At 65.9% G+C, this 25,554-nt stretch carries 27 protein-coding genes; 11 read left to right on the top strand and 16 right to left on the bottom strand.

Annotated features, from left to right (window positions below; translation table 11 throughout):
* The first annotated feature begins 230 nt into the window (after positions 1-230).
* From CH281_RS04580 to CH281_RS04570, 3 genes are read left to right on the top strand one after another with little or no spacing between them, the layout of a single operon-like run.
* Positions 231-833 (top strand): peptide deformylase, encoded by a 603-nt coding sequence (locus tag CH281_RS04580; protein ID WP_032365129.1) that lies wholly within the window; start codon positions 231-233, stop codon positions 831-833.
* 8 nt (positions 834-841) lie between these two features.
* Positions 842-1,813, top strand: a complete 972-nt coding sequence (locus CH281_RS04575; protein WP_441347007.1) for an N-acetylglutamate synthase, CG3035 family — start codon at positions 842-844, stop codon at positions 1,811-1,813.
* Between the two features lie 11 nt (positions 1,814-1,824).
* Positions 1,825-2,625, top strand: a complete 801-nt coding sequence (locus tag CH281_RS04570; protein WP_052053269.1) for an exodeoxyribonuclease III — start codon at positions 1,825-1,827, stop codon at positions 2,623-2,625.
* 16 nt (positions 2,626-2,641) lie between these two features.
* On the opposite strand, the gene CH281_RS04565 is transcribed toward CH281_RS04570, so the two are convergent.
* Positions 2,642-2,998: a GNAT family N-acetyltransferase gene (locus CH281_RS04565; protein ID WP_045840626.1), complete on the bottom strand. Its 357-nt coding sequence runs from the start codon at positions 2,996-2,998 to the stop codon at positions 2,642-2,644.
* A gap of 114 nt (positions 2,999-3,112) precedes the next feature.
* A complete protein-coding gene (locus CH281_RS04560; RefSeq protein WP_027498479.1) occupies positions 3,113-3,439 on the bottom strand; it encodes a GNAT family N-acetyltransferase in 327 nt (108 codons plus the stop codon).
* 301 nt (positions 3,440-3,740) lie between these two features.
* Here CH281_RS04560 and thiD point away from each other — a divergent pair, with 301 nt between their 5' ends.
* Positions 3,741-4,595: a bifunctional hydroxymethylpyrimidine kinase/phosphomethylpyrimidine kinase gene (gene thiD / locus CH281_RS04555; RefSeq protein ID WP_094693160.1), complete on the top strand. Its 855-nt coding sequence runs from the start codon at positions 3,741-3,743 to the stop codon at positions 4,593-4,595.
* Here the strand turns inward: thiD and CH281_RS04550 are convergent.
* The 7 genes from CH281_RS04550 to thiO all read right to left on the bottom strand — a co-directional run bounded on the left by CH281_RS04550 (position 4,557) and on the right by thiO (position 10,915).
* Positions 4,557-5,378, bottom strand: coding sequence for an adenylate/guanylate cyclase domain-containing protein (locus CH281_RS04550; protein WP_027498481.1), 822 nt, complete (start codon positions 5,376-5,378; stop codon positions 4,557-4,559). The genes thiD and CH281_RS04550 overlap by 39 nt on opposite strands.
* A 36-nt stretch (positions 5,379-5,414) precedes the next feature.
* Entirely contained in the window at positions 5,415-6,881 is a 1,467-nt protein-coding gene (locus CH281_RS04545) for a M28 family peptidase (protein ID WP_094693158.1), read from the bottom strand.
* A 25-nt stretch (positions 6,882-6,906) separates the two neighbouring features.
* The gene (locus CH281_RS04540) at positions 6,907-7,677 is read right to left on the bottom strand and encodes an ABC transporter permease (protein WP_032369837.1); all 771 of its coding nucleotides are present in this window, start codon (positions 7,675-7,677) and stop codon (positions 6,907-6,909) included.
* Positions 7,677-8,639 carry an ABC transporter ATP-binding protein gene (locus tag CH281_RS04535; protein WP_027498484.1) on the bottom strand — a complete coding sequence of 321 codons (963 nt, stop codon included), beginning with the start codon at positions 8,637-8,639 and terminating at the stop codon, positions 7,677-7,679. The genes CH281_RS04540 and CH281_RS04535 overlap by 1 nt, the downstream gene beginning before the upstream one ends.
* 266 nt (positions 8,640-8,905) lie before the next feature.
* Positions 8,906-9,658 carry a thiazole synthase gene (locus tag CH281_RS04530; protein ID WP_094693156.1) on the bottom strand — a complete coding sequence of 251 codons (753 nt, stop codon included), beginning with the start codon at positions 9,656-9,658 and terminating at the stop codon, positions 8,906-8,908.
* Positions 9,651-9,866: a sulfur carrier protein ThiS gene (thiS, locus tag CH281_RS04525; RefSeq protein ID WP_027498486.1), complete on the bottom strand. Its 216-nt coding sequence runs from the start codon at positions 9,864-9,866 to the stop codon at positions 9,651-9,653. Before thiS ends, CH281_RS04530 begins: the two co-directional genes overlap by 8 nt.
* Complete coding sequence (thiO, locus tag CH281_RS04520; RefSeq protein WP_094693170.1) at positions 9,863-10,915, bottom strand: glycine oxidase ThiO; 1,053 nt, start codon at positions 10,913-10,915, stop codon at positions 9,863-9,865. The genes thiS and thiO overlap by 4 nt, the downstream gene beginning before the upstream one ends.
* Before the next feature lie 158 nt (positions 10,916-11,073).
* On the opposite strand from thiO, the gene thiE reads away from it, so the two are divergent.
* Entirely contained in the window at positions 11,074-11,766 is a 693-nt protein-coding gene (thiE, locus tag CH281_RS04515) for a thiamine phosphate synthase (protein ID WP_027498488.1), read from the top strand.
* A gap of 44 nt (positions 11,767-11,810) precedes the next feature.
* Here thiE and CH281_RS04510 read toward each other — a convergent pair whose 3' ends face one another.
* Positions 11,811-12,647 carry an NUDIX hydrolase gene (locus tag CH281_RS04510; protein WP_032365122.1) on the bottom strand — a complete coding sequence of 279 codons (837 nt, stop codon included), beginning with the start codon at positions 12,645-12,647 and terminating at the stop codon, positions 11,811-11,813.
* Between the two features lie 85 nt (positions 12,648-12,732).
* On the opposite strand from CH281_RS04510, the gene CH281_RS04505 reads away from it, so the two are divergent.
* The 3 genes from CH281_RS04505 to CH281_RS04495 are packed head-to-tail and all read left to right on the top strand — an operon-like array spanning position 12,733 to position 17,500.
* On the top strand, positions 12,733-14,037 hold the full coding sequence (locus tag CH281_RS04505; protein ID WP_094693154.1) for a hypothetical protein: 1,305 nt from the start codon (positions 12,733-12,735) through the stop codon (positions 14,035-14,037).
* Positions 14,034-15,005, top strand: coding sequence for a glutamate ABC transporter substrate-binding protein (locus CH281_RS04500; RefSeq protein WP_032365120.1), 972 nt, complete (start codon positions 14,034-14,036; stop codon positions 15,003-15,005). Before CH281_RS04505 ends, CH281_RS04500 begins: the two co-directional genes overlap by 4 nt.
* Before the next feature lie 11 nt (positions 15,006-15,016).
* Complete coding sequence (locus CH281_RS04495; protein ID WP_094693152.1) at positions 15,017-17,500, top strand: serine/threonine-protein kinase; 2,484 nt, start codon at positions 15,017-15,019, stop codon at positions 17,498-17,500.
* Here CH281_RS04495 and CH281_RS04490 read toward each other — a convergent pair.
* Positions 17,497-18,687, bottom strand: coding sequence for an acetate kinase (locus tag CH281_RS04490; RefSeq protein WP_094693150.1), 1,191 nt, complete (start codon positions 18,685-18,687; stop codon positions 17,497-17,499). The two genes, CH281_RS04495 and CH281_RS04490, sit on opposite strands and share 4 nt — an antisense overlap.
* Positions 18,684-20,801, bottom strand: coding sequence for a phosphate acetyltransferase (gene pta / locus CH281_RS04485; protein WP_179274113.1), 2,118 nt, complete (start codon positions 20,799-20,801; stop codon positions 18,684-18,686). Before pta ends, CH281_RS04490 begins: the two co-directional genes overlap by 4 nt.
* A 60-nt stretch (positions 20,802-20,861) precedes the next feature.
* Between pta and CH281_RS04480 the strand changes: the two genes are divergently transcribed.
* Positions 20,862-21,386 (top strand): nitroreductase/quinone reductase family protein, encoded by a 525-nt coding sequence (locus tag CH281_RS04480; protein WP_094693148.1) that lies wholly within the window; start codon positions 20,862-20,864, stop codon positions 21,384-21,386.
* Here the strand turns inward: CH281_RS04480 and fgd are convergent, their stop codons facing one another.
* The 3 genes from fgd to CH281_RS04465 all read right to left on the bottom strand — a co-directional run bounded on the left by fgd (position 21,387) and on the right by CH281_RS04465 (position 23,131).
* On the bottom strand, positions 21,387-22,400 hold the full coding sequence (gene fgd / locus CH281_RS04475; protein ID WP_032369842.1) for a glucose-6-phosphate dehydrogenase (coenzyme-F420): 1,014 nt from the start codon (positions 22,398-22,400) through the stop codon (positions 21,387-21,389).
* 63 nt (positions 22,401-22,463) lie between these two features.
* Positions 22,464-22,796 (bottom strand): YidH family protein, encoded by a 333-nt coding sequence (locus tag CH281_RS04470; protein ID WP_027498497.1) that lies wholly within the window; start codon positions 22,794-22,796, stop codon positions 22,464-22,466.
* Complete coding sequence (locus CH281_RS04465; RefSeq protein ID WP_094693146.1) at positions 22,793-23,131, bottom strand: hypothetical protein; 339 nt, start codon at positions 23,129-23,131, stop codon at positions 22,793-22,795. The genes CH281_RS04470 and CH281_RS04465 overlap by 4 nt, the downstream gene beginning before the upstream one ends.
* 117 nt (positions 23,132-23,248) lie before the next feature.
* On the opposite strand from CH281_RS04465, the gene CH281_RS04460 reads away from it, so the two are divergent.
* Positions 23,249-23,977 (top strand): HNH endonuclease signature motif containing protein, encoded by a 729-nt coding sequence (locus CH281_RS04460; protein ID WP_094693144.1) that lies wholly within the window; start codon positions 23,249-23,251, stop codon positions 23,975-23,977.
* Positions 23,978-23,979: 2 nt separating this feature from the next.
* On the opposite strand, the gene CH281_RS04455 is transcribed toward CH281_RS04460, so the two are convergent.
* The gene (locus CH281_RS04455) at positions 23,980-24,675 is read right to left on the bottom strand and encodes a GNAT family N-acetyltransferase (RefSeq protein ID WP_094643879.1); all 696 of its coding nucleotides are present in this window, start codon (positions 24,673-24,675) and stop codon (positions 23,980-23,982) included.
* Positions 24,676-24,778: 103 nt separating this feature from the next.
* Here CH281_RS04455 and map point away from each other — a divergent pair, with 103 nt between their 5' ends.
* The gene (map, locus tag CH281_RS04450; RefSeq protein ID WP_032391264.1) at positions 24,779-25,549 is read left to right on the top strand and encodes a type I methionyl aminopeptidase; all 771 of its coding nucleotides are present in this window, start codon (positions 24,779-24,781) and stop codon (positions 25,547-25,549) included.
* The last annotated feature ends 5 nt before the right edge of the window (positions 25,550-25,554 follow it).

Here is a 25,554-nt window from a genome sequence, read left to right as displayed (position 1 = left end):
CCCCAGTGCTGCCGGCACCCGTACGAGTACCGACCGAACTTCGAGCGAATTACACAGTTGTACTTCGGGGATCATTCAACCACGTTCGACCGCCCGGACCCGGCTCCCGCGAGGTACTCGCGCGTGGCGTGTTCGTCGACGACCGAACCGTCGGTGCGACACTCGTCCACCGGCTCCGCTCCCGACGGGCCGGTGGGTGGGCCGGGCGTCACCCACTATCCTTGTCGACCATGGCAATTCTTCCCATCCGGATCGTCGGCGATCCGGTGCTCCACACTGCGACCGATCCCGTCACCGAGTCGCCGGCCGAGCTCGCCGAGCTGATCGCCGACATGTACGAGACGTTGGCGGCTGCCAACGGCGTCGGACTGGCGGCGAACCAGGTGGGCGTCGGTAAGCGTCTGTTCATCTACGACTGCCCCGACCTGGGCGCGGACGGCAAGGTTTTCCGCCGCCGCGGAGAGGTCGTCAACCCGGTGCTCGAGACGTCCGAAATTCCCGAGACGATGCCCGACCCCGACGATGACGACGAGGGGTGCCTCTCGGTCCCCGGTGAGCAGTACCCCACCGGTCGGGCCGACTGGGCGCGAGTGACCGGTACCGACGCCAACGGCGATCCGGTGGACATCGAGGGCCGCGGGTTCTTCGCCCGGATGTTGCAGCACGAGGTGGGTCACCTCGACGGCTTCCTCTACACCGATGTGCTCATCGGTCGCCACGCGCGAGCGGCGAAGAAGGCGATCAAGCGCTCCGGGTGGGGCGTCCCCGGCCTCAGCTGGGTGCCGGGCACCGTCGACGACCCCTTCGGCCACGACGACGAGGACGAGGACTGATCGCTGCCGTGACCGTTCCGCCGGGGACGCGGGTGATGCTGCGGTACCGACTGCCACCCGGCCACACCCACCCGATGACGGACGTCATCGGGGAATTGGTGTCGGCCGACGCGGTCGCGGTGTCGGTCCGCGCCAAGGACGGCGCTCTGGTGCAGGTGGCGGCCGATCGCATAGTGGCCTTGAAGCCGTTGGGCCCCAAACCTGTTCGCACCTCGGAGATTCGGGCTCTCGAGGTGGCCGCGGCCGACGGGTGGCCGGGGGTCGAACGGGAGTGGATCACCGGCTGGCAGCTGCGTTTCGGGCACGGCTTCACCGGGCGCGCCAATTCGGCGGTGCCTGTCGAGCCCGGCGCAGCAGCAGATTCCGAGACGGTGGCCGCGATCTCCGCCCGATACGACGCACGAGGACTGACGCCGATCCTCGCCCTCCCCGACCGTCTCGCGACCGCACCGGCCGGTTGGTCGACGTTCAACGAGACCGTCGTCATGGCGGCGGATATCTCGAATCTTGTTCTACGCGAGGGCGACTCGCCTGTCACCGTCACTCCCGAGCCGACCGCCGACTGGTTGAGTTCTCTGCGCTACCAAGGCCGACAGGCGACGACGGGCGCTGCCGAGGTGGTCTCGGCGGTGCGCAACGGAACCCTCGGTTTCGGCGCGATCGGGAACGCAGGAGTCGGATCGATCGCAGTGGGCCGAGCGGCCGTCACCGCGGCCCCGGACGGTCGGTCGTGGGTGGGCTTGACCTCGCTCTGGGTGTCCCCCGAGCATCGCCGCAACGGTCTCGGCACGCTGATGTGCGGCGAGCTGGTGCGGTGGGGACGCGAGAGCGGCGCCACGCACGCATACCTTCAGGTAGCCGTCGACAACACCGATGCCCAGGCGCTCTACCGCGATCTGGGATTCGGCGAGCATCACCGCTATCGCTACGCGCGCCCGGACGACGCGATCGGCCGCGAGCCTGTCGGACGCGTTCTATAGGGTTCCTTCCCGTGCGCTTTGCTACCTGGAATGTGAACTCCGTCCGCTCTCGGCAGGATCGAATCGTCGATTGGTTGCAGCGATCCGACGTCGACGTGCTGGCGATGCAGGAAACCAAGTGCAAGGACGCACAGTTTCCGTACGAGCGATTCACCGAGATCGGCTACGAGGTTGCCCACGTCGGGCTCAGCCAGTGGAACGGCGTGGCGATCGCGTCGCGCGTCGGCTTGGACGACGTGCAGGTCGGCTTCGAGGACCAGCCCGGGTTCAGCAAGGATCCCGAGGTCGAGGCCGCAGACGAAGCCCGCGCCATCGGAGCGACCTGCAACGGGGTGCGTATCTGGAGCCTGTACGTGCCGAACGGCCGCGAGCTTGCCGATCCGCACTACACCTACAAGCTCGAGTGGCTCGCGGCACTGAAGGCCGACGCGCAGGCGTGGGTGGCGGCGGACCCGCAGGCGCAGATCGCGCTCGTCGGCGACTGGAACATCGCTCCCACCGACGACGACGTGTGGGATCCCGCCCTGTTCGAGGGCAAGACTCACACCTCGCAGCCGGAGCGTGATGCGTTCGCGGCATTCTCCGAGGCCGGTTTCACCGAGGTGACGCGGCAGTTCACTCCTGAGCCCAGGACGTTCACGTACTGGGACTACACCCAGCTGCGATTTCCGAAGAAACAAGGTCTGCGCATCGACATGGCGTTGACCTCACCTGCCCTGACGGCTCGCGTGACCGGCGCATCGATCGATCGCGAGGAGCGCAAGGGCAAGGGAGCCAGCGATCATGCGCCGGTGATCGTGGAGATCGACTGAGCCGCGGTCGTCTCTGCTATTCGACGACCAGGTCCAAGAACTCCGGGTGCTGCGCCAGGTAGCGACGGACGTAGGTGCAGATCGGCACGATGCGCCAGTCGCGGTCGCGCGCGGTGTTCAGCGATGCGCGAACGAGCACCCCTGCCCAGCCGCGGTCGCCGTATTCCTCTTTGACGACCGTGTGCATCAGCGCGACGACCGATTCGTCGCCGGCTGCGTCGTCGCCGTCGCCGAACCGATAGCCGAGGATGCCGACGAGATCGTCGTCGACGAACAGATCGAATCTGTTGTGATCGGCGTTGTCCTCGATGCGGACCGAGGGGCGCTCGACCGGAATCGCCGCGTCGGAGCGGCGGTGAATGATGTGACTCATATCACTTATGAGACCAGAGTTGCTCGAGTGTCGCGGGGAAAGTGCACCGATCGACGCCGAGTCGAGTCCTTTACGTAACCAGCCCTGGTGTGACCGGCCGGGCAGTGCGAGTACTCAGAGAGCGACGAGCATGTCGTTGTACTCGGGGTTGGCTGCCGCGAAGCGCTGGACGTAGGTGCAGACCGGCTTGACCTTCCAGCCGTAGGACCGCGCGCTGTCGAGGGCGCGGCGAACCAGAATGCCGGCCAAGCCTTGATGACCGAAGTCCTCGGTGACGACGGTGTGCATGAAGGAGACGACATGCGTGCGTGTCGCACGGGCTCCGTTTCCTTCGACTTCGAAGAATCCGACGATGCCGACGAGGTCGCCGTTCAGTCGAAGCTCGAAGCGATTCTGGTCTTTGTTGATCGAGACATCAGCACTGGGAGAACTCGCAAGCATGGACGCCTCCTTTGCTGGGTGTGGAGTGGTGGAGGAACTTCGGAACCGAGACGGTATGTGACGTGCACCACTATTAAACATGCGCGAGGTGGGTCTGTCACCTTTTCTACCAACAAACCTTCGGATGCGTAGGTTTGTCCATCGATCCCGAACCGGATGCTGGTACAGCTCATAAGTGTCCCCGTGCGGCGTTGTGATACAACAACATTCAAAGTGTCACCATGTTTTCACCAACATTCACCTCCGGCGTCTCGCCTGCCGAGACCCTGCCGATCGCGGCCCGCCGGTACTGTCGTCTCTCGTGAAGTTCCTACCGCTCACGCCCAACGGCGAGACTCCCGTCCGCGCGCTGACGATCGCCGGAACCGACTCCGGCGGCGGTGCCGGAATTCAGGCGGACAGTCGCACGATGGCCATGTTGGGCGTGCACGCATGTGTTGCCGTCGCGGCGGTGACGGTCCAGAACACCGTCGGCGTGACGGGCTTCCACGAGATCCCGCCGGAGATCGTCGCGGCTCAGGTTCGCTCGGTGGTATCGGACATCGGCGTCGGCGCAGCGAAGACCGGGATGCTGGCGTCCACCGCGATCATCGAGGCGGTCACGGCCGTGTGCACCGAGGTGGGTATCGGCCGCGACCAACCGGTTCCGCTCGTCGTCGACCCGGTGTGCGCGTCCATGCACGGTGACCCCCTACTGCACGCCGAGGCGCTCGACGCCATCCGGCACACGCTGTTTCCCATCGCCTCGCTGGTGACTCCCAACCTCGACGAGGTTCGGTTGATCACCGGCATCGATGTCGTCGACGACGCCGGCGCGCGTCGCGCCGCCGAGGCGCTGCACGGATTGGGCGCGCAATGGGCCCTGGTCAAGGGCGGTCACCTCCGCACCTCGACCCACAGCACCGATCTACTGTTCGACGGCGACACCTTCCTCGAATTCACCAGCGAACGCATCGACACCGGCAACGATCACGGCGGCGGCGACACCCTCGCGGCCTCGATCGCGTCGGCGCTGGCCCACGGATACTCGATGCCCGACGCGGTAGCGTTCGGCAAGGGATGGGTCACCCGTTGCCTGGCCGCGTCCTACGACCTCGGTGCGGGCCACGGCCCGGTGTCACCGCTGTGGCGACTGCACGAGTCGGAGGATGCGTAGGTCGTCGGGTGCGCCCTTGATCTTCGGAGCGAAGAAGCTGCGCCGATAAGGCTTGGCGACCACGTGCAACGCGTCGAGCACCTCCGGTGACACGGCGTCGAGTGCGGCGGCCGAGATCATGATGTTGCCGTTTCCGCCGGTCTGCATGACCCGCGCTGCGACGGTGACGTCGACACCGAGCCAGTCGGAACCGACCTGACGCGGGCTTCCGGTGTGGATCCCGACGCGCATCGTCGGGGTGTAGCCGTCGACGTTCACACTGGTGAGGGCCTCGCGCGCCGCGAACACGGCGTCGACGGCTTTGCCCGCATCGGCGAACACGGCCATGATGCCGTCGCCCAGTCTTTTCACGACGTGGCCACCGCGGAACACGACCTCGGGTTCGACGGCTTTGGAGACTTTGCGGAGCAACGTCAATGTGGCGGTATCGCCGGCGCGCAGTGACCACGACGAGAATCCGACGAGATCGGTGAAGACGATCGTGACGTCCTCGTCGCCGCGGCCCCGGCCGGCTCGCTCGAGGATGGCCTGCCACACCTGGAGGGCACCGAGGCCGAGTTCGCGGGAGGCACCCGGTTCGTCGTCGAGTCCGTTCGCTGCCAGGAACCTATCCGCCACGCGCGCGACGGCCAGTGCGCGTCCCGGACCGTCGATCGACAGCGGATCACCGAACGTGGGGTCACCGGGTAATGCGCGACGCACACGCCGAACCGCCCCGACGACGGTGGGCGCTCGGTTGGTGGTGCGGACCCACTCCACCACCGAGGATACGACTGCGTTCACAGCATCGAGCGTAACTCACGGTTACACATACTTCCCTTACCCTTCGGCGCGTGCGGCCTCGCGCGCAGCCCCGACCGGTACTCCGTTGGGGCCTTCCACCGACTGCGCGTAGACACCGATGCCGTATGCCACGGCTGCACCGTTCTTCGCCAGCGCCGCGCGGTCGACGTTCGCCAGGGTGTCCTGATCGGTGTGGTAATTCTCGTCGAATGTCTGATCGGCCGTGCCACCCCACTTCGCGGCCTGCTCGGCGGTCTTGTTCTCGTCCGCGCCGCTGAAGACGCCGCCTGCGGGGATGCCGACCTCGATGAACGGCCCGTAGTCGGATCGACCGTCGAAATCCGTACCGTCGACGGCGATACCGTCGGCCGCCAAATGCTCGACGAACGTGCGCTCGATGGCGTCGGATCCGGCCGGTCCCGCGGGCTCACCGACCTGGTCGGAGTCGTCGCCGTCGTAGGCGAGGTAGCCGGGGTTGTGCGAGCCGATCATGTCGAAGTTCAAGTACAGCGCGATGTTTCGCTTGTCCTCGTCGGACAGGCCCTCGACGTACTTGGTCGAACCGACGAGCCCGTTCTCCTCGGCACCCCAGAATGCGAACCGGACCGCGTTGGTCACCTCGGGTGCACTGCCCATCTGCAGAGCAGTCTCGAGCACGGCGGAGGTGCCGGTGCCGTTGTCGTTGATGCCCGGGCCCTCGGGGACGCTGTCGAGGTGGGCGCCCGCGACCACCACGTTCTCGGTCGAGCCGGTGGTGGTCTGCGCGATGATGTTGCGGCTCGTGGTCGACTCGGTCGTCGTGACGAGCGTCAACGTGACCTCGGGGGCCGCGAGGACCGCTGCCCCGTCCTCCTGGCTGACACCGCCGGTCGGAATCTTCGCGGTCTCGGAATCACCGAGCGTTCCCGAATCCAGTGGTCCGGGTTCGTTGTTGACGATGATCGCTGCTGCCGCACCCAATTCGGCGGCGACGGTCTGCTTCGCACCGAACGGGCACACCCCTCGCGGCACGACTGCCACCGCTCCCGTCAGGTCGAGACCGGCGTAATCGGTTGTCTCGCACCCGTCTGCCCCGGCGGGAGCGCCGACGACGCGTGCGGTGATCCCCTCGGCGGACGTGGTGGGCGAGTAGCTGAGCGCGAACACCGGAATCTCGGTGCCCGCGAGCGAGAGGGTTTGCGTCTGCGCCTCGAAGGTGTCGAAATCGAATTCGGGAGTGGTGACGTCGAATCCGGCCGATTCCAGTTGGGAGACAACGTAATCGACACTCGCGTCGTATCCGGCAGTCCCGGCCGCGCGGTTACCGTCGTGCGCGGCGGCGATGTCCTCTAATTCCTGCAGGTGCCCGACGAGGGCATCCTCGGTGACCGCTTCCGACAGTCCGGCCCCGTCGGGTGTCGCGAAAACTCTGGCCGGTTGCTCGTCCCCCGTACCGGAGGAGGACGAGCAACCGGCCAGAATCAGGACAGTGACGGCGCTACCTGCAAGCAAGGAAATCCGCATAGCGGACACCCTACCCAGGCAGGAGTCAGGCGTCCCGGCGATTGACGACGAACACTGCCACTCCGAAGATCACCGCGGTGAAGACGACGAAGTAGATCAGGCTGCCGACGGGTCCCCAGTGGAAGTCCGTTCCCGCGGATCCGCCGAGGAAATGGTCGGCGTTCTTGAACGGCAGGAACGGCTGAATCTTCTCGCCGACCTTCGGGATGATCCCGACGAGGTTCTCGATGAGCAACGGCCACAACAACAACACGGCGATGGCACCGGCGGACTGGCGAATCAGCGCACCCACGGCAACGGCCAGAACGATCTGCACGAACGCCAGAACTGCGGTGCCGTAGACGACGCGCCAGGTGCCGTCGACGTCGAAGCTCAGCAATGCGCCGGCTTCCTCACCGGCGATGGATTTGGCCAGGAACAACGCGCCGAAGGCGAGAACCAACGACAGCACTGCCCCGTACACGCCGACGATCAGTGCCTTCGCACCGAGCACCGAGGCCCGGTTGGTGATCGCCTGGAACGTGGTTCGGATCAGGCCGAAGCGGTATTCGCTGGTGACGGTGAGTGCACCGAGGATCATCAGCACCATGATGCCGAGTCCGCCGACCCCGCTGCCGACGACGTCGTATGCGGTGGTCGGTGGCAGACCTTCCGGCGCATCCGGGCCGACTGCGGTCTTTGCGGCCCAACCCAGGATGGCTCCGAACCCGAGGCCGAAGACAACCACGATCGCGCTGCACCACCACGGCGACTTGGTCGAGGTGAACTTGATTCTTTCTGCTGCCAAGACGCCCATCAGAGTGCACCGCCCATTGCTTGCTGAGTGTTCTGGTCTTCGGCTCCCGAGCCGTGATATTGCACTGTGTCTCCGGTGAGTTTCATGAATGCTTCCTCGAGCGAGCCGCGCTGAGAGGCCAACTCGTGCAATGTGATTCCGGCCCGGCCGGCGAGGTCGCCGATCGCGTCGGTGGTGGAGTTCAGCACGACGAGCGAGGGCTGCAGTTCGTCGGACTTGTCCGGCTCACGCACCGTGAGGCCGGCGGTGGTCAGCACCTGACGCAGGCCGTCGAGCTGTGGGCTGCGCACGCGCACCGACGCCTCGGAGGCGTGGTCGATGAATTCCTGCACCGAGGAATCGGAGATCAACTTGCCGCGTCCGATGACGATGAGGTGTTCGGCCGTCTGCGCCATCTCCGAGAGCAGGTGGCTCGACACCAGGACCGTGCGGCCCTCGGCTGCCAAGCGCTGCATGAACTTTCGGATCCAGACGATGCCCTCGGGATCGAGTCCGTTGACCGGCTCGTCGAACAACAACACCTTGGGATCGCCGAGAAGAGCGCCGGCGAGACCGAGCCGCTGCGACATGCCGAGCGAGAATCCGCCCGCATTCTTCTTCGCGACCTCGGACAAGCCCACCAGCCGCAGCACCTCGTCGACGCGGGACTTGGGGATGCCGTTGGACGCGGCCATCCATTCCAGATGCGCACGCGCAGACCGGTTGGGGTGCACCCACTTGGCGTCGAGCAGAGCGCCGACGGTACGCAGTGGCTGCTTCAGGTGGCTGTAGCTCTTGCCCTCGATGGTCGCCGTCCCCGAGGTGGGGCGGTCGAGCCCGAGAATCATCCGCATCGTGGTCGACTTGCCCGCACCGTTCGGTCCGAGAAAGCCGGTCACGATGCCGGGTTTGATGGTGAAGGTGAGGTTGTCGACCGCCGTCACCGCTCCGTACTGCTTGGTCAGTCCTGTCACTTCGATCATGGGACAACTGTCCCCGATCGACGGCATCTCCACATCGCCCCACAGTCGCGACTTGCATCATCCTTTTGGATGACACAGACCCTGAGACAGCCGAGGCCTGGCTGGGTCACGCGGTCGCCTTAGCGCGGCCGCAAATGCGCGCGCGTTTGCCAGATGCGCGGGGATTCGCCCTTGTTTTCGCCACTATTCTGCGAGCGTTTCGCAAACGCGCTCGCGTTTGCGAAATACGCAGCACCACAGAAAGTGCTGCGCCGCCGACGCAGCCGCTACATCGGTGAGCTGGCCTGCGCCCAGAATCGTTTCGGGATGCGTCCCGCATGTCGGGCCTGGTAACCCGCCGCCACCGCATGTCTCATCGCCGACGCCATCAGCGCCGGGTCCTTCGCGCGGGTCACCGCGGTGGCGAGCAGCACTGCGTCGCAGCCGAGTTCCATCGCGAGGGTTGCGTCGCTGGCGGTGCCGATGCCCGCGTCGAGGATCACGGGCACCCCTGCGGCCTCGACGATCATCTCGATGTTGTGTGGGTTGGCGATGCCGAGGCCGGTGCCGATGGGTGAGCCGAGCGGCATGACGGCAACGCAGCCGATGTCTTCGAGACGCTTGGCCAGCACCGGGTCGTCGGTGGTGTACGGCAGCACCTGGAAGCCGTCGTCGACGAGTTGCTCTGCAGCCTTGACCAATTCGATGGCGTCGGGCAGCAGGGTTCGCTCGTCGGCGATCACTTCGAGTTTCACCCAGTCGGTCCCGAGCGCCTCGCGGCCCAGCTGCGCGGTGAGCACGGCCTCGGCCGATCCTCGACAACCCGCGGTGTTCGGCAGCGGGGCGATGTTCAACCGCCGCAGCAGATCGAGCACTCCCGTTCCACCCGCGGCGTCGACGCGGCGCATCGCGACGGTGGTCAGTTCGGTTCCCGACGCGACGAGGGCTTCCTCGAGGACGGCGAGGTTGGCCGCTCCCCCGGTGCCGGTGATGAGCCGGGACGTGAAGGTGCGATCGGCGATGGTGAGTGCGCTAGCCACCCTGAACCGCCGTGAGAACGTCGATGGTCCAACCCTTTTGGACGTCGGTGGTGTCCCATCGACTCTTGGGCAGCACGGCACCGTCGACGGCGACGGCAATGCCCTTCTCGGGCAGGCCCAGGAATTCGAGCAGCCGACGCATGGTCATGTCCTCGGTGAGCAGGTGATCCTCGCCGTTGACGGTGATCCCGATGGCAACCTGGGTCATGGTGTCCTTTCGATCTGTGAGAAGCGTTCGGGTGTGGCGGCTTTGGCCTCGGGCAGCGTATCGCCCGATACCAGAGCGGCGACGGCGTCGGCGGTGATCGGCGCGAGCAGAATGCCGTTGCGGCCGTGCCCGGTAGCGACGATCACGTCGTCGGCGAGTCTGCCGATCAACGGCAGTCCGTCGGGGCTCATCGGTCGTAATCCTGCAGCGGTTTCGTACAGTTCGTACTCGCCGATGCTCGGCATGAGCCGTTCGGCGTCGGCGATCAGGTCTCGTACCCCCGCCACGGTGACCTGGGTGTCCTCACCGGATTCGTATTGTGTTGCGCCGACGACCAATCCGTCACCGCGTGGCACCAGGTACACGGGTCGGCCGTGCACGGTTCCGCGGATGGTGCGGTGCGGTGGCGGTGCGGCGCTGGGTCGGCGACGCAGCCGCAGGATCTCGCCTTTCACCGGCCTGACCGGCAGCGTCGGCCACAGTGCGGCGCAGCGCGAACCGGCGGCCAGGACCACCTGATCGGCGTCGGGAATTGCGTCGACCGAGGTTGCCACGAACTCCACTCCGGCGTCGAGACATCCCTGTTGGAGCGCGGTAACCAGGGCCCGATTGTCGACGGACAGCTCGGTCGGTGCCAACAACCCGAGCCGAATGTTCTGCGCCAATGCAGGTTCGAGTTCACGCACCTGCGCGCGGCCGAGAATCTCGAGCTCGTGTCCCTGCTCGCCCACCCATTCGGCGATCGTGCGCAGGTCGGTGGCGTCGGCGGAGTCGAGGGCGACGGTCATCGATCCGGTGGCCGAGAACACCCCCGGGCCGGGGAGGCGTCCGGCGAAGTCCGGCCACCGCTCGAGCGACGCGGCACCGAGCCGTAGGAGTTCGTGTTCACCGGGCCACCCCTCGGACAGCGGGGCCAGCATGCCCCCGGCGACCCACGACGCGCCTCGACCCAGCGCAGGATCGTGCACCACCACCCGATGGCCGTCCTCCGCCAGTCGTAGCGCCGTCGACAGCCCGATGACGCCTCCGCCGATAACGACGATATGCACGCGATTCACGTCCTCACTCCCTGCGCCCGCATGATCGGGTTCAGGTATTGACGGTAAGGGCGGCGAACCCACTCTCAGCCCCACGATCCCCGGGACTCCCGCGATATGTCGGCCACTCCGTCGTCGGTCGCGGCTGCCATGAGAATACAGTTCGTTTCGTGCACCCAACTCAGACCGTCCGCAACCAGACTCCTCGCGAGCGTCTTGCGTCCGCTCGCCTCTACCTGTGTACCGATGCCCGACGCGACAAGGGCGATCTCGCGCAGTTCGCCGAGGCCGCGTTGTCCGGTGGCGTCGACATCATCCAGCTGCGCGACAAGAACTCCGCCGGTGAGCGCCAGTTCGGGCCGCTCGAGGCCAAGGACGAGCTCGCTGCGCTGGCGATTCTGCTCGCGGCCACCAAACGTCACGGTGCCTTGCTGGCCGTCAACGACCGCGCGGATCTGGCGCTGGCGTCCGGTGCCGACGTCCTGCATCTGGGCCAGGGCGACCTGCCGGTGCACTACGCGCGCCAGATTCTGGGCCCGGACGTGGTGATCGGACGCTCGACGCAGAACCGCGCGCAGTCCTCGCTCGCCGCCATCGAGGACGGCGTCGACTACTTCGCCGTCGGTCCGGTGTGGCCGACGCCCACCAAGCCCAACCGCTCGGCCGCCGGCCTGGAAACTCTGCGGGCTACCGCGGATGCGTTGCCGGAGCGGCCGTGGTTCGCCATCGGCGGCGTCGACGCGACCAATGTGGATCAGGTTCGAGCGGCGGGAGCCGAGCGCATCGTGGTCGTTCGGGCGATCACCGAGGCACGTGATCCGCAGGCAGCTGCGCGCGCGCTGGTACAGGCGCTACAAAACTGACGTCACTGGGCTGATGTCACTGGGCTGATGTCACGAAACAGATGTCACAGCCAGGCGAGCACGGCGGACGGCGAGAGCACGTGCACCGCGCCGGGCAGTCGATTCTGGAGTCCGCGGTCGGCGGTGACCAACGCGGTCAGGTCTGTCGATCGGTGGGCCTGATCTGTGAGGGTGTCGTCGCCACTGCCGTCCGCGAGGATCACCGGGATGCGCGGATCGTCGACAACGGCGTCGCGCGCTTGCCCCTCGAGCACGGCCTCGATGCGGGTGAGCCAGCCGTACTGGCCGCTGGGTAGTTCCACCGTGCGCGGCAGTGTCGCGGCCAGCGACGTCAACAGTGCGCCGGTCGAGCCGGCGCGGTCCTTCCACCAGCCGTCGGGCCGGGAGCCGAGGACGTTGGCGGTGTCGAGCAGCACGCGCAGCGGCTCGGTACGCAGCGACGGCCAGCTCGACGCGAAACCCGGGTGCAGTGGCAGCTCGCCGACGATGGACTCCGGCACCCACCGCAGTTCCGTGCTCTCGCCGTTCGGGACGGTGGCCAGCGGGTGATCGGTGTCGGCGATGACCGTGGTGTACGACCAACCGCTCGGGACTGCGGCGGTGACACGCTCGCTGCGCACGCTCAACTGTTCGGCCGAGATACCGGCTTCCTCGTGCGCCTCGCGGACCGCCGCGTGCTCGGTGCTCTCGTGCGAATCGCGAGCCCCGCCCGGCAGGGCCCACGTTCCGCCCTGGTGACTCCACAACGCGCGGTGCTGCAGCAACACCATCGGTTCGCCCGCATCGGAGGGCGCACGGAGCAGCAGACCGGCGGCACCGTGCTTGCCCCAGTGCCGAGAACCGTTCTCACCGATCACCCAACCGTCCCCGTCACCGCGCATGCTCCCCACCCTAGGTGAACCGCCTCGCCGTAGTGACTGTGCTGTAGTGGCTGCAGTGCGGTCCGCCTGCTTATATGCTCGATGCGTGATCGCGGCCGGCATTACTCCCTCTGCTGCCGTCCCCCCGACAACGGCACCCCACGTCGGTGCCGCTGCAGGCAAGCCACCGGTTCGATACACGATGCGTTCGACGCCTGCGCGGTTGGTCGCGATGGGTACCGCGCTGGTCGTCTTGGCGCTGACGGTCGGAAATCTCGCGTCCACGGCGGTGACCGATCGAGTCGACACTCTCGGGACACTGCTGGTGCGCACCGAGCCGTTCGCCAACTCGGCTCAGAATCTCTACGGTGCCCTGTCGGTGGCCGACGCGGCGGCCGCGTCGGCATTCATCGCCGGTGGGCTCGAGCAACCCGAAGTACGTGACCGGTACTCGCAGGCATTGGGTGAGGCGTCGTCGGAATTGATCGCCGCGTCCGCCGGGGTCACCGACAAGGACGAGGCCACCAGCGCAGTGCTGACGCAGATCGCTACCGGGTTGCCGGTGTACAGCGGGCTGGTCGAGACGGCGCGAGCGAACAATCGCAGCGGGAACCCGGTGGGTGCGGCTTATCTCGGCGAGGCGTCGACGATGATGCAGTCCAGCCTGTTGCCGCTGGCCGAGAAGTTGTACACCGAGCAGGCCTCCCGCGTCTCGGCCGATCAGGAGAGGTTCACCAGTCCCCCGTACTTCGCGATCGGGTCGGTGGTGTTCCTGTTGCTGATGACCGGTCTCGCTCAGTGGTATCTGTCCCGGACGACGCGTCGGACACTGAATGTCGGTTTTCTCGGTGCCACGGCCGCGCTGGCCGGCTTGCTCGGGTGGATGTTGGTGGTGGGGTTGATCTCGTCGATCGCCACCGACCGCGCGATCGACCGCGGGGTGGCACCGCTGAAGTCCTACACGACGGGGTTCATTCTGGCCCAGCAGGCCAGGGCGGACGAGACACTCGACCTGGCCCGCCGCGGTGGCAGCCAGGATTACGGACAGTCGTTCGCCGGCAACGTCTCTCGGCTCGCGGACATGTTCGAGGGCGACCCCGAGGTGACCGAGGCCCTGAACAACTGGTCGGCCTCGCATGCGCGCATCGATTCGGCGCTCGAGGTGGGCGACTTCAACGGTGCGGTGTCGATCGCGACCGGATCGGGGAATTCGGATTCGGCGGCCGCGTTCAATGCTCTCGACAGTGTGCTGGTCGACGGGATCGACAGTGCAAGAAGCGAACTGCGCTCCAGCATCGACCGATCGGTCTGGGTCCTGTCGGGCTTGTCGAACGGTGCGTACGTGCTGACGGTCGTGGCGTCGGTGGCGTTCGGAGTCGGCCTGTTCCCGAGGCTGCGTGAATACCTGTGAGACGCCTACTCGCCGCCGGCCTCGTCGCGACCGCCCTGCTCGTCGGATGCTCGCCGCCGGAAAGAATTGCGGCACAGAGCGATACGATGTTCACCGAACCGCCTCTGCCCGACGGAGCAACCGTCGCGGCTCGGCCCACCGAAACACCGGCGGACGACGAGTGCGCCCGCCCCACGGCCAGTCTGCGGCCGCTACCGACCGGCACCGACGCGCCACTGCCTCCGCAGCCGACCATCGATGCACTCCGAGCCAAGGGTCGCCTCGTCGTCGGCCTCGACACGGGCAGTAACCTTTTCAGCTTTCGCGACCCCATGACCGGGCAGCTGGTCGGGTTCGACGTCGACATCGCTCGGGAGATCTCACGCGACCTGTTCGGAGACCCGAACCGGTTGGACTTCCGAATTCTGACGTCCGCACAGCGCCTCGAAGCTCTGCAGGACTCGACGGTGGACATCGTGGTGAAAACCATGACGATCACGTGCGCCCGGCGTAAGGACGTCCAGTTCTCCACCGTGTACTTCCAAGCGCAGCACCGAGTTCTGGTGGTGCAGGGCTCGGGTATCCGTGGGGTCGGGGATCTGGCGGGCAAGCGGGTGTGCGCGGTGGAGGGCACCACGTCGCTGCGTCGCCTGCAGCGGGTGCAGCCGGCCGCGACCGTGGTGACGGTGCCGATGTGGTCGGATTGCCTGGTGGTACTGCAACAACGACAGGTCGACGCCATCAGCACCGACGACGCCATCCTGGCCGGACTTGCCGCACAGGACCCGTACCTCGAGATCGTCGGCGACAGTCTGAGCCCGGAACCGTACGGCGTGGGCATCAACAAGAAGAACGAGGATCTCGTGCGCTTCGTCAACGGAACGTTGGCACGCATCAGGTCCGACGGCACCTGGAACCGCATCTACAACAAATGGCTGACGGTGCTCGGCCCCTCCCCCGGTCCACCCACCGCGTCGTACAGCGATTAGAGGCGCACGTCATGGACGAGGACGAACAGCAACCCACCGCTCCCGCGCAACGCACGCAGGCGGTGTCACGGGATCAGCTCACATCGACGGACGGCGTCGAACGCACACAGGCGGTAGCGCGACCGGAAGCGACGTCGACCGACGGCGTCGAACGCACGCAGGCGGTGTCCCGGTCGCCGATCGACGACCGGACCGCACCGACTCCGGGGCCGAATTCGCCGGTAGGTGAGGACAACTCGAAATCCGCGGTTGCCAAATCCACAGCCGCCAAATCCGGCATGTCGCAGAGCGCGTCCACTCGGGCCAGAACCGGTCGATCTCGGTCCGGTCGTTCCCGCAGCACCGGTATTCGGCGTCGTCTCGGCGGCGGCCTCGTGGAGGTTCCGCGGGTGGAGCCGATCGATCCGGCGACCGCGGTGATGTCGGATCCTACGGTGCCGCAGCACAAACGGTTCTGCTGGAAGTGCAACGCCAAGGTGGGGCGCAGCGAACCGGGCGAGCCCGACATCTCGGTGGGCGTGTGCCCGCACTGCGGCACCACCTTCGATTTCACTCCGCTGCTCGAGCCGGGTGATCGAGTGGTGGGCCAGTACGACGTTCAGGGCTGCATCGCGCACGGCGGTCTGGGGTGGATCTACCTCGCCATCGACCGAAACGTCAGCGACCGCTGGGTAGTACTCAAAGGCCTACTGCATTTCGGCGACGAAGAAGCCCATGCGGTCGCGGTCGCGGAGCGTCAATTCCTCGCCGAGGTAGCGCATCCCGGCGTCGTCAAGATCTACAACTTCGTCGAACAACCCCGCGGCGACGGCACTTCCGTCGGCTTCATCGTCATGGAGTACGTGGGTGGTCGTTCGCTGCGCGACATCCTGACCGCGTGCGGCGACGACGCCCGCATGCCGGTCGAGCAGGCGCTCGCCTACGTACTCGAAGTGCTTCCGGCACTGGGTTATCTGCATTCGATCGGGCTGGTCTACAACGATCTCAAGCCCGAGAACATCATGGTCTCCGAGGACCAGATCAAGTTGATCGACCTCGGCGCGGTCGCGGGCATCGAGGATTACGGCTACCTGTACGGCACGGTGGGGTACCAGGCACCGGAGATCGTGAAGACCGGGCCGACGGTGGCGTCGGACATCTACACCGTCGGCCGTACCCTCGCCGTGCTGACGCTGGACATGCCGTCGAAGAACGGCAAGTACCTCGACGGCCTGCCCTCCGTCGCAGAATCGGACGTGCTGCAGCAGTTCCCGTCACTGCATCGCCTGCTGCTTCGAGCCACCAACGCAGACCCGACGCGGCGGTTCCGGTCCGCGGACGAGTTCGCGGGGCAGGCGACCGGCGTGCTGCGCGAGATCCTGGCGATCCGGACGGGCGTCGAGCGACCCGGCCTGTCCGCAGTCTTCAGCCCGCCGCGGACGACGTTCGGTACGGAGCAGTCGGTGGGTCGTACCGATACCTACGTCGACGGCAAAGTACGCCACGAGCGCATGACGGCAGCCGAAGTGGTTGCCGCACTGCCGGTTCCCCTGGTAGATCCCAACGATCCGAGCGCTCCCCTGCTGGCTGCCGCCGTGCACGTCGAAGCTCAGCAGACTCTGGACTCACTGCAGCACGCCAAGCGGAACGGCATCGAGCGAGTGTCGGCCGGTACGTCAGGTGCCACCGGTTCCGCGCCCGCGGGAGCGAGCCTGGAGATCACCCTCGCGGAGGTCAAGGCGCACCTCGATCTGGGCCACGTCGTGGAGGCCACCGACATCCTGTCGAAGGTGCAATCCGAGGATCATGCCGCCGATCCGTGGCGGGTGCAGTGGTACGCCGGATTGATCGCCTTGCTGCACCACGAATACGATTCTGCGTTCACGAGTTTCGACAACGTGCTCGGAGCGATGCCCGGCGAGCTCGCGCCCAAACTGGCGCTCGGTGCCACGTCGGAATTGTTGGGGCACGTCGCGCTCGGCAATGACGAGGACGCCGAGAAATGGCGGGCCAGAGCCGAGGGCCTGTACCGCGCCGTGTGGCGGACCAACAGGGGCATCGTCAGCTCGGCGTTCGGTCTGGCCCGGCAGCTGCAGCGCCGCGGTGATCAGACCGGTGCCATCGCTGCACTGGACCAGGTGCCGATCAGCTCGCGGCACTACTCGATGGCACGGATGACCAGTGTGCTGACCTTGCTGATGGATCGCTCGCGCGCCGAGCTGTCCGAGGCCGATTTCCGCTCTGCCGCACGGCGAGTGGCGCTGCTCCCCAAGGCGGAGAGCCGAGCACTGCAGATGCGGACGCTGGTGCTCGCGATGGCCTTGGACTGGATCGTCTCCGGCCACGCCGCCACGGCCGAACGGGAGCCGATTCTCAGCGTCCCGTTCACCGAGGACGGATTGCGGCGTGGCACCGAGAAGGGGCTGCGGGCGTTGGCCCGCAACGCCACCGATCGCGCGCATCGCTTCTCACTGGTGGACCTGGCGAACGCTATCCGGCCCCGTTCACTGTTCTAGTCGCCGTCACGAACCAGATCGTCCGTCGCCCGGGCGATCGCCAGCTCCTCGTTCGTCGGCACCACCAGCACCGTGACGGCTGAGGAGTCGGCGGAGATCACGCGAGCCTGCTTGCTGCGCACGGCATTACGTTCGGAGTCGATCCGGATGCCGAAGTGTTCCAGGTTCGCCAGCGCGTCGGCGCGCACGGCAGCAGCGTTCTCGCCGACTCCCGCGGTGAACGTGATGACGTCGAGCCGCCCGAGCCCGATCATGTACGCGCCGATGTACTTTCGCAGCCGATGGATGTACACGTCGTAGGCCAACCGGGCCGACGCGTCGCCGTCGTCGATGCGTTGCTGCAGTTCCCGGAAGTCGTTGACCCCGGACAGTCCGATCAGACCCGACCGGCGGTTGAGGAGAGTGTCGATGTCGTCGACACTCATCCCAGCGCTACGACGCAGATGCATGATCACGCCGGGGTCGATATCCCCACTGCGGGTGCCCATCACCAGTCCCTCGAGTGGGGTCAGACCCATCGACGTATCGACCGCCCGGCCCCCGTCGACCGCCGATGCCGACGCACCGTTGCCCAGATGCAGCACGATCTGCTTGAGATCCCCGAGATCGCGTTCCAGGAACTGCGCAACCTGCTCGGACACGTAGCGGTGCGAGGTGCCGTGAAAGCCGTAGCGCCTGATGTCGTGTTCGGCTGCGACGGCGGCGTCGATCGCGTACGTCGCAGCAGCGTCGGGCAGAGAATGGAAGAACGCCGTGTCGAACACGGCTACATGCGGCACGTTCGGCAGTTGCTTGCGCGCCACCTCGATACCGAGGACGTTGGGCGGATTGTGCAGCGGCGCAAGACTGCTCAGGTCCGAGATCTGCTGAACGACAGCGTCGTCGATGATCGTGGGGCGATAGAACACCGTGCCGCCGTGCACGACGCGATGCCCGACGGCGGTGACGTCGGACCCCAGTTCGATGCCGGCGTCGGACAGCATCTCGAATGCCAGAGCCAACCCGTCCCCGTGGTCCTCGATGTGCTGTGTTCGCTCGACGCTCTCGCCGCGGTAGTCGAGTTCGACGCGCCCGTCGGATTCACCGATGCGCTCGACGAGACCACTGGCGAGCGATTCGCCCGAATCGGGATCGACCAGTTGAAATTTGACCGAGGACGAACCCGAGTTGACGACGAGGATGCTCACGCCTGTGCCTCCTGCTGGGAGATACCCTGCGCCTGAATGGCGGTGATGGCGACGGTGTTGACGATGTCCTCGACCAGTGCCCCACGCGAGAGGTCGTTGACGGGCTTGCGCAGGCCCTGCAGTACCGGCCCGACAGCGACGGCACCGGCGCTGCGCTGAACGGCCTTGTAGGTGTTGTTGCCGGTGTTGAGGTCGGGGAAGATGAACACCGTTGCGCGGCCTGCCACGTCGGAATCCGGCAGCTTCGATTTCGCGACCGACGGTTCGATGGCCGCGTCGTACTGAATGGGGCCCTCCACCAACAGTTCCGGGTTACGTTCGCGCACGATCGCCGTCGCTTGCCGCACCTTGTCGACGTCGGCTCCCGAGCCGGATTCGCCGGTGGAGTACGACAGCATCGCCACTCGCGGTTCGATACCGAACTGGGCCGAGGTCTGCGCCGAGGAGATGGCGATGTCGGCCAATTGCTCGGCCGTCGGGTCCGGCACGACGGCGCAGTCGCCGTAGGCCAGTACGCGATCGGACAGACACATCAGGAAGATCGACGAGACCGTCGACACGCCCTCGGTGGTCTTGATGATCTCGAACGACGGCTTGATGGTGTGCGCGGTCGTGTGCGCCGCTCCCGACACCATGCCATCGGCAATGCCCTTGTGCACCATCATGGTTCCGAAGTAGGAGATGTCGGCCATGATCTCGCGGGCACGCTCGATCGTCATCCCCTTGTGCTTGCGCAGTTCCGTGTACTCCTGCGCGAATTCCTCGGCGTAGTCGCAGTTCTTGGGGTCGAGGATAGTTGCCGAGTCCAGATCCACTCCCAGTTCCGATGCACGACGTCGAATCGGGCCTTCTTCGCCAAGGATCGTGAGGTCCGCGACCTGGCGTTGCAGCAGCCTTCCGGCGGCCCGCAGGATCCGGTCGTCGCCGCCCTCGGGGAGCACGATGTGCTTGCGATCGGCACGCGCTCGATGAATGAGCTGGTATTCGAACATCTGCGGCGTCGTGATGGTCGGGATGGCGATATCGAGCCGTCCCAGAAGGGTTTTGGCGTCCACCCGCTGCTCCATCAGGCCCAGCGCGGTGTCGACCTTGCGCTGAGATCCGACGGCAACACGGCCGCGGGTCTGCGCCGCAGCCGATGCGGTGTCGAAGGTTCCGAGCTCGGTGGTCAGAATCGGCAGTCTCGGACCGAGACCGGCGACCAGTCGTGCGATTGCCGGGTGCGGTTCGATGCCGCCGTTCATGATGATGCCGGCGAGGGACGGAAAACCCTCCGCCTCATGAGCATTGACGAGTGCGAGCAGTACGTCGGACCGGTCTGCCGGCGCGATGACGACGACACCCTCGGTGAGCCGCTCCAGAATGTGCTCGGCCGTCATACCGCCGACCATCACCCGCATCGCTTCTCGCTGCAGCAACGACGAGTCGCCGCTGTAGAGCGTGCCGTCCACCGCGTCGAGCAACTCCGCCATTGTCGGAGCGACGAGCAACGGGATCTCGGGCAGGCTCCACGCCGGAACATCCACCGACGCCAACGCGTCGGTGACGGCGTCCAACTGATCCGGATCGCAGCGGTTCGCCACGATCGCGGCGAGATGGGCGTGATGCTGCCGCAGTTCGGCCTGGCACAGCGCCGCCAACTGAGCGATCTCGTCGGGGGTTCGGTCGGAGCCACGCAGCGCGAGGAGCACGGGGGCACCGAGATTGACCGCGATGCGCGCATTGAAGCCGAGTTCACTCGGGCTGCCGACGTCGGTGTAATCGCTACCCACGATCACCACGGCGTCGCACTGCGCAGCCACCTCGTGATACCGACTGACGATCTCGCTCAGCGCCGCATCCTGATCGGAATGCACCTGCTCGTAAGTGACCCCGAGAGACTGCTCGTAACTCAGATCGGCGGTCGTGTGCTCGACGAGCAATTCGAGAATGTAATCCGGCTCCTCCGTCGAACGAGCGATAGGCCGAAACACACCGACCCGGGCCGTCGTCGCGGCGAGCATCTGCAGCACACCCAACGCAATCGTGGACTTGCCGGAGTCGCCTTCCGGTGACGCGACATAAATACTCGAGGGATACATGTCAGCCGTCTCGGCGCCGGTGGACTCAGCCATGCCCGCCAGCTTAATGGTTGGGGTGTTGACACCGAGCACAGTCGGGTTGTCCCATGAGCCATGGCCGAATCACCGTTTCCGGATGTTCGCTGGGGCAGCGAGACATCGTTCATCCGCAAGCCCGCCGTCAAGTTCGCGTCGACCAAGCCCGGTTCGTGGGTGATCAGGAACCTCGCAGGCGTCGACCGCTGGTTGTTGACCAAGTCGAACGGCCGATTCACCGTCCTCGGACCGATCGCTGCTCCGGTGGTGTTGTTGACCACCACCGGACGCAAATCCGGTAAGCCGAGGACGAGCCCGCTGCTGTACTACCGGGAGGCCGACAAGATCTATGTCGTCGGCTCCAATTTCGGTCAGCAACATCACCCGGCATGGACGTCCAACCTGCTCGCCGATCCGAAGGCCGTGGTGGCCATCGGCGGCAGGAAAATACCGGTGACGGCCACCCGAATCACCGGCGACGAGAAGGCGCGTATCTACCGACAGTTCGACGCGATGGTCGAGGTTTACGGCGAGTACGAAACCAGGACCGACCGAGACATGCGATTGTTCGCACTCTCGGCCGATCCCCGCACTTCGACGTAACTAGCCGAGCTTGCGCAGGCGCGGTGCCAGATCCTTCTCGAACAGCTCGAGGAAGCGCTTCTGGTCGTGTCCGGGCGCGTGGAACACGAGGTGGTTCAGGCCCGCGTCGGTGTACTGCTTGACCTTCTCGACGGCCTCGTCCGGGTCCGACGCCACGATCCAACGCTTGGCGACCTGCTCGATCGGCAGCTCGTCGGCAGCCTTCTCCATCTCCATCGGGTCGTCGATGGAATGCTTCTGCTCCGGCGTCAGAGACAGCGGAGCCCAGAAGCGACAATTCTCCAGTGCCAGTTCGGGATCGGTGTCGTAGCTGATCTTGATCTCGATCATCTTGTCGATCTCGCCGGCGTCACGCTCTGCCTTGCCTGCACCCTCTTCGACGGCCGGGAGGAGCTTTTCGGTGTAGAGCTCCATGCCCTTGCCCGACGTACAGATGAAGCCGTCACCCGCGCGTCCTGCATACCGCGCGACGACGGGTCCGCCGGCCGCGATGTAGACGGGGATGCCGCCCTCGGGGACGTCGTAGATCGACGCGCCCTTGGTCGTGTAGTACTCGCCCTCGAAGTCGACGCGATCGCCGAGCCACAGCTCGCGCATCAAGCGAACCGACTCACGCAGTCGTGCGAAACGCTCCTTGAACTCCGGCCACTCGCCGGTGAACCCGGTGGCGATCTCGTTGAGCGCCTCACCGGTTCCCACTCCGAGCATGATGCGTCCGGGGTAGAGGCAGCCCATCGTGGCGAACGCCTGCGCGATGACCGACGGGTTGTAACGGAACGTCGGCGTGAGCACCGAGGTACCGAGCTGGATCGTCTTCGTGCGCTCGCCGACGGCCGTCATCCAGGCCAGCGAGAACGGGGCGTGACCGCCCTCGTGACGCCACGGTTGAAAGTGGTCACTGACAGTCGCGGAGTCCATACCGTGTTGCTCGGCGAGAACACCGAGTTCGACGAGCTCCCGCGGCCCGAACTGCTCCGCCGATGCCTTGTACCCGAGCTTGAGACCCTGCGCCACGCCGAACTCCTGTCGTTGGTCGTCTAGTACTTCGATTGTGCACCTGTGGCGATTGGCGGTGTGCTACTGGATCCCCAGAACAGTGACCACCGCAGCCAATACTGCTACTGCGCCAATGCCGACCGCGAAGATCCACAGGTCCCGGGACTCGGGCATGGGCGCTCCGCTCTCGAGGGCGGCACGTACACGCATCCATCGCCGTAGTCCGATGACGGGTGCGGCGGCCGCGAGGCCGATGAGAATCAGACCTAGTGCAGTGCGAACCCAGCCGGTGCTGAATCCGGGAACCAGGTGAACGATTGCGATCCCGCCGGCGAGCAACCCGAGCGATGTTCTGAGCCAGGCAAGAAAGGTGCGTTCACTGGCGAGGGTGAACCGCTCGTCGGGGCGCGTCACGCTGGAGCGGTGATGCGTTCGCGGATGAGTCGGGCAACGAGTTCAGGATCGTCGGGGGTGAAGACCGGCGAGATGCGGCGGATGGTGAGCACCACTGCAGTGTCCTTCTTCGGACGCATGACGTCCAGCGGGAGCCACTGGTCGGTTGTCGACGCGCCCCACAGTCGCCAACGTCCGTTCCAGTTGCCCAGCACGGCGGTGTCGACGGCGCGAATGTCGCCGTAGGGGACGAACTTCTCGATCGCGAACGGAAAGTAGTAGTGCCGCAACGTGACCCCGCTGTCGTCCACGCGCACGAGACCGTCGTCGTAGTGGACCGTGGGTGTTGTTCGCATAGTTAACGGTAGGCCTGCTCGGGACGCTCTCGCAACCGTGATCTCGAAACCTGTCGGTGGGTCGAGATACTCTTTCTTCGGTTCGAACGCACGTTCTGAACTGGGGGTCACCGGGGGGTGAAAAATGGCTGCACCAGTGCCGCGCGGGAAGAGAATCGGCATGCGGCCCGAAAGATCGCTGCCTGCTACGACTTCCACCTCACCTGCATCGCGCAGGATGCGAAGCATCGGCAGTACAGCCGGTACGGACGCACCGAAATGGCACTCGCGTTGAGCTGCTCCGCCACCGTCGCCGAAGCGTACGTGTCCGTCGGCGTGGCGCTGCACACCCGGCTTCCTCTGCTGAAAGCCGCATTCGAGGCCGGTGACATCGACCTCCCCCCGCGCGACCCACTCACCGACCGAGCCCTGATCTACAGACCCGACGCCCTCACCACCGCCGCCGTACGACTACGCGATCGCCACTGCCGCTTCCCCGGCTGCCACCGACCCGCCACACGCTGCCAACTCGACCACGTCAACCCGTTCGACCACGCCAATCCCCTCGGCGGCGGCTGGACCACCGTCAACAACCTCCAATGCCTCTGCGAATACCACCACAGCGTCAAAACCGCAGGCTACTGGACCGCCGTCATGCTCCCCGGCGGCGCCATCCTGTGGACCTCCACCTCGAAGACCACCCGAATCACCCTGCCAGCCAACGGAACAGCCGTACCCATCATCGGCAACGACCTCCGGCCGTACATCCCCACCAAACCCAGACGATCAGGCGTCATCGCCTACCCCGACAACCCGACCCCCGAGCCAGAACCGACCAACGAAGAAGACGAGGAGCCGCCATTCTGACCTCAGACGTCGGCCGCTCGTTCCGGCGTTCTCACCAGCGTCAGCTGCGAGGTCTGGCGCAGAGAGAATCCGATGGAGAGGTACAGCTCGATAGCGCGGATGTTCGTCGCGGCGGCATGCAGGAAAGGCTCGTCGCCTCGGGCCCTGATGCCGTGACCGACCGCGCGGACCAGCTCGGTGGCCAAGCCCTGTCCGCGATGAGCCGGGTCGGTACACACTGCGCTGATCTCGGTCCACCCCGGCGGACGCATGCGCTCCCCTGCCATCGCGATCAGAGCGCCGCCTCGTCGGATACCGAGATACGTGCCGAGTTCGCGGGTGCGAGGAAGGAACGGGCCCGGCTCGGTGCGTCGCACGAGATCGAGCATCTCGGGCACGTCGTCGGCTGTCAGTTCTACCGCCTCGGCCAACGGCCGAGTCTCGAGTTCGGTGCCCACGAGTTGAACGATCCCGAAGCTGTCGACCACGGACCACCCCTCGGGCACATCCAGCACCGGCCCCCGCAATCCCACGATGCTCCGCGGCCCGAACAGCACTGCGATGTCGTCCCAATCCCGTGGCTGCAGAACGTCGGGATGCGCCAGAAAGGGCGAGACCTGGGGATCAGCGCGAATCACTCGGCCGCGCGTGATCGCAAACCGCGACAGCGGACCACCGAGGGAGGTACGAATGGGATCGTCGAGAGGGTGAACAGACACGTCGGTCAGCGTCCCATGTCGGGCTCGGTCAGTTGCTCACGACCCACTCCGTCACCAATACTTATACCGGTATAGTTATTCGCATCGAACCGAAAGGCATTCCGTGATCGAAATCCTGCCCCCGAGCAAGATTCCCCTTGCCCGTGAAACCGGTGCACTCGTCGCCGAAATTCTCGAGACCGTCCGCGAACGCGCGACCGTCGGCACCAACCTGCTCGAGATCGACGAATGGACCAAGGACATCATCCTCGGGGCGGGGGCGACGTCGTGCTACGTCGATTACGCGCCGTCCTTCGGGCGCGGACCGTTCGGCCACTACATCTGCACGTCGGTCAACGACGCTGTGCTGCACGGTTTACCGCACGACTACAACCTGGCCGACGGCGATCTGCTGACGCTCGATCTTGCCGTGATCCTCGGCGGCGTGGCATCGGACTCGGCCATCAGTTTCGTCGTCGGCGAGAACAAGCCGGCAGAGAGCCTGGCGATGATCGATGCCACCGAACGAGCGTTGGCCGCGGGTATCGCCGCGGCACGTCCGGGCAACAAGATCGGCGATATCTCCCACTCCATCGGGACGGTTCTTCGCGAAGCCGGTTATCCCATCAACGTTCAGTTCGGTGGTCATGGAATCGGGTCGACGATGCATCAGGATCCGCACGTATCCAATACCGGCAGGCCCGGCCGCGGCTACGGCCTTCGCCCCGGCCTGATGTTGGCGCTCGAGCCCTGGGTGATGGCGGATACCGACGAGCTGGTCACCGACCCCGACGGGTGGACGTTGCGCAGCACCACCGGTTGCCGCACCGCGCACAGCGAACACACCGTCGTCATCACCGACAGCGGGGCCGAAATCATGACCCTACGTTCGTGATTGTG

Origin of the sequence: Rhodococcus sp. 06-221-2, assembly GCF_002258365.1 — a bacterium.
Taxonomy (GTDB): domain Bacteria; phylum Actinomycetota; class Actinomycetes; order Mycobacteriales; family Mycobacteriaceae; genus Rhodococcoides; species Rhodococcoides fascians.
Note: the sequence above shows the minus strand (reverse complement) of the source record. Positions and strands in the feature narration are given on the sequence as shown.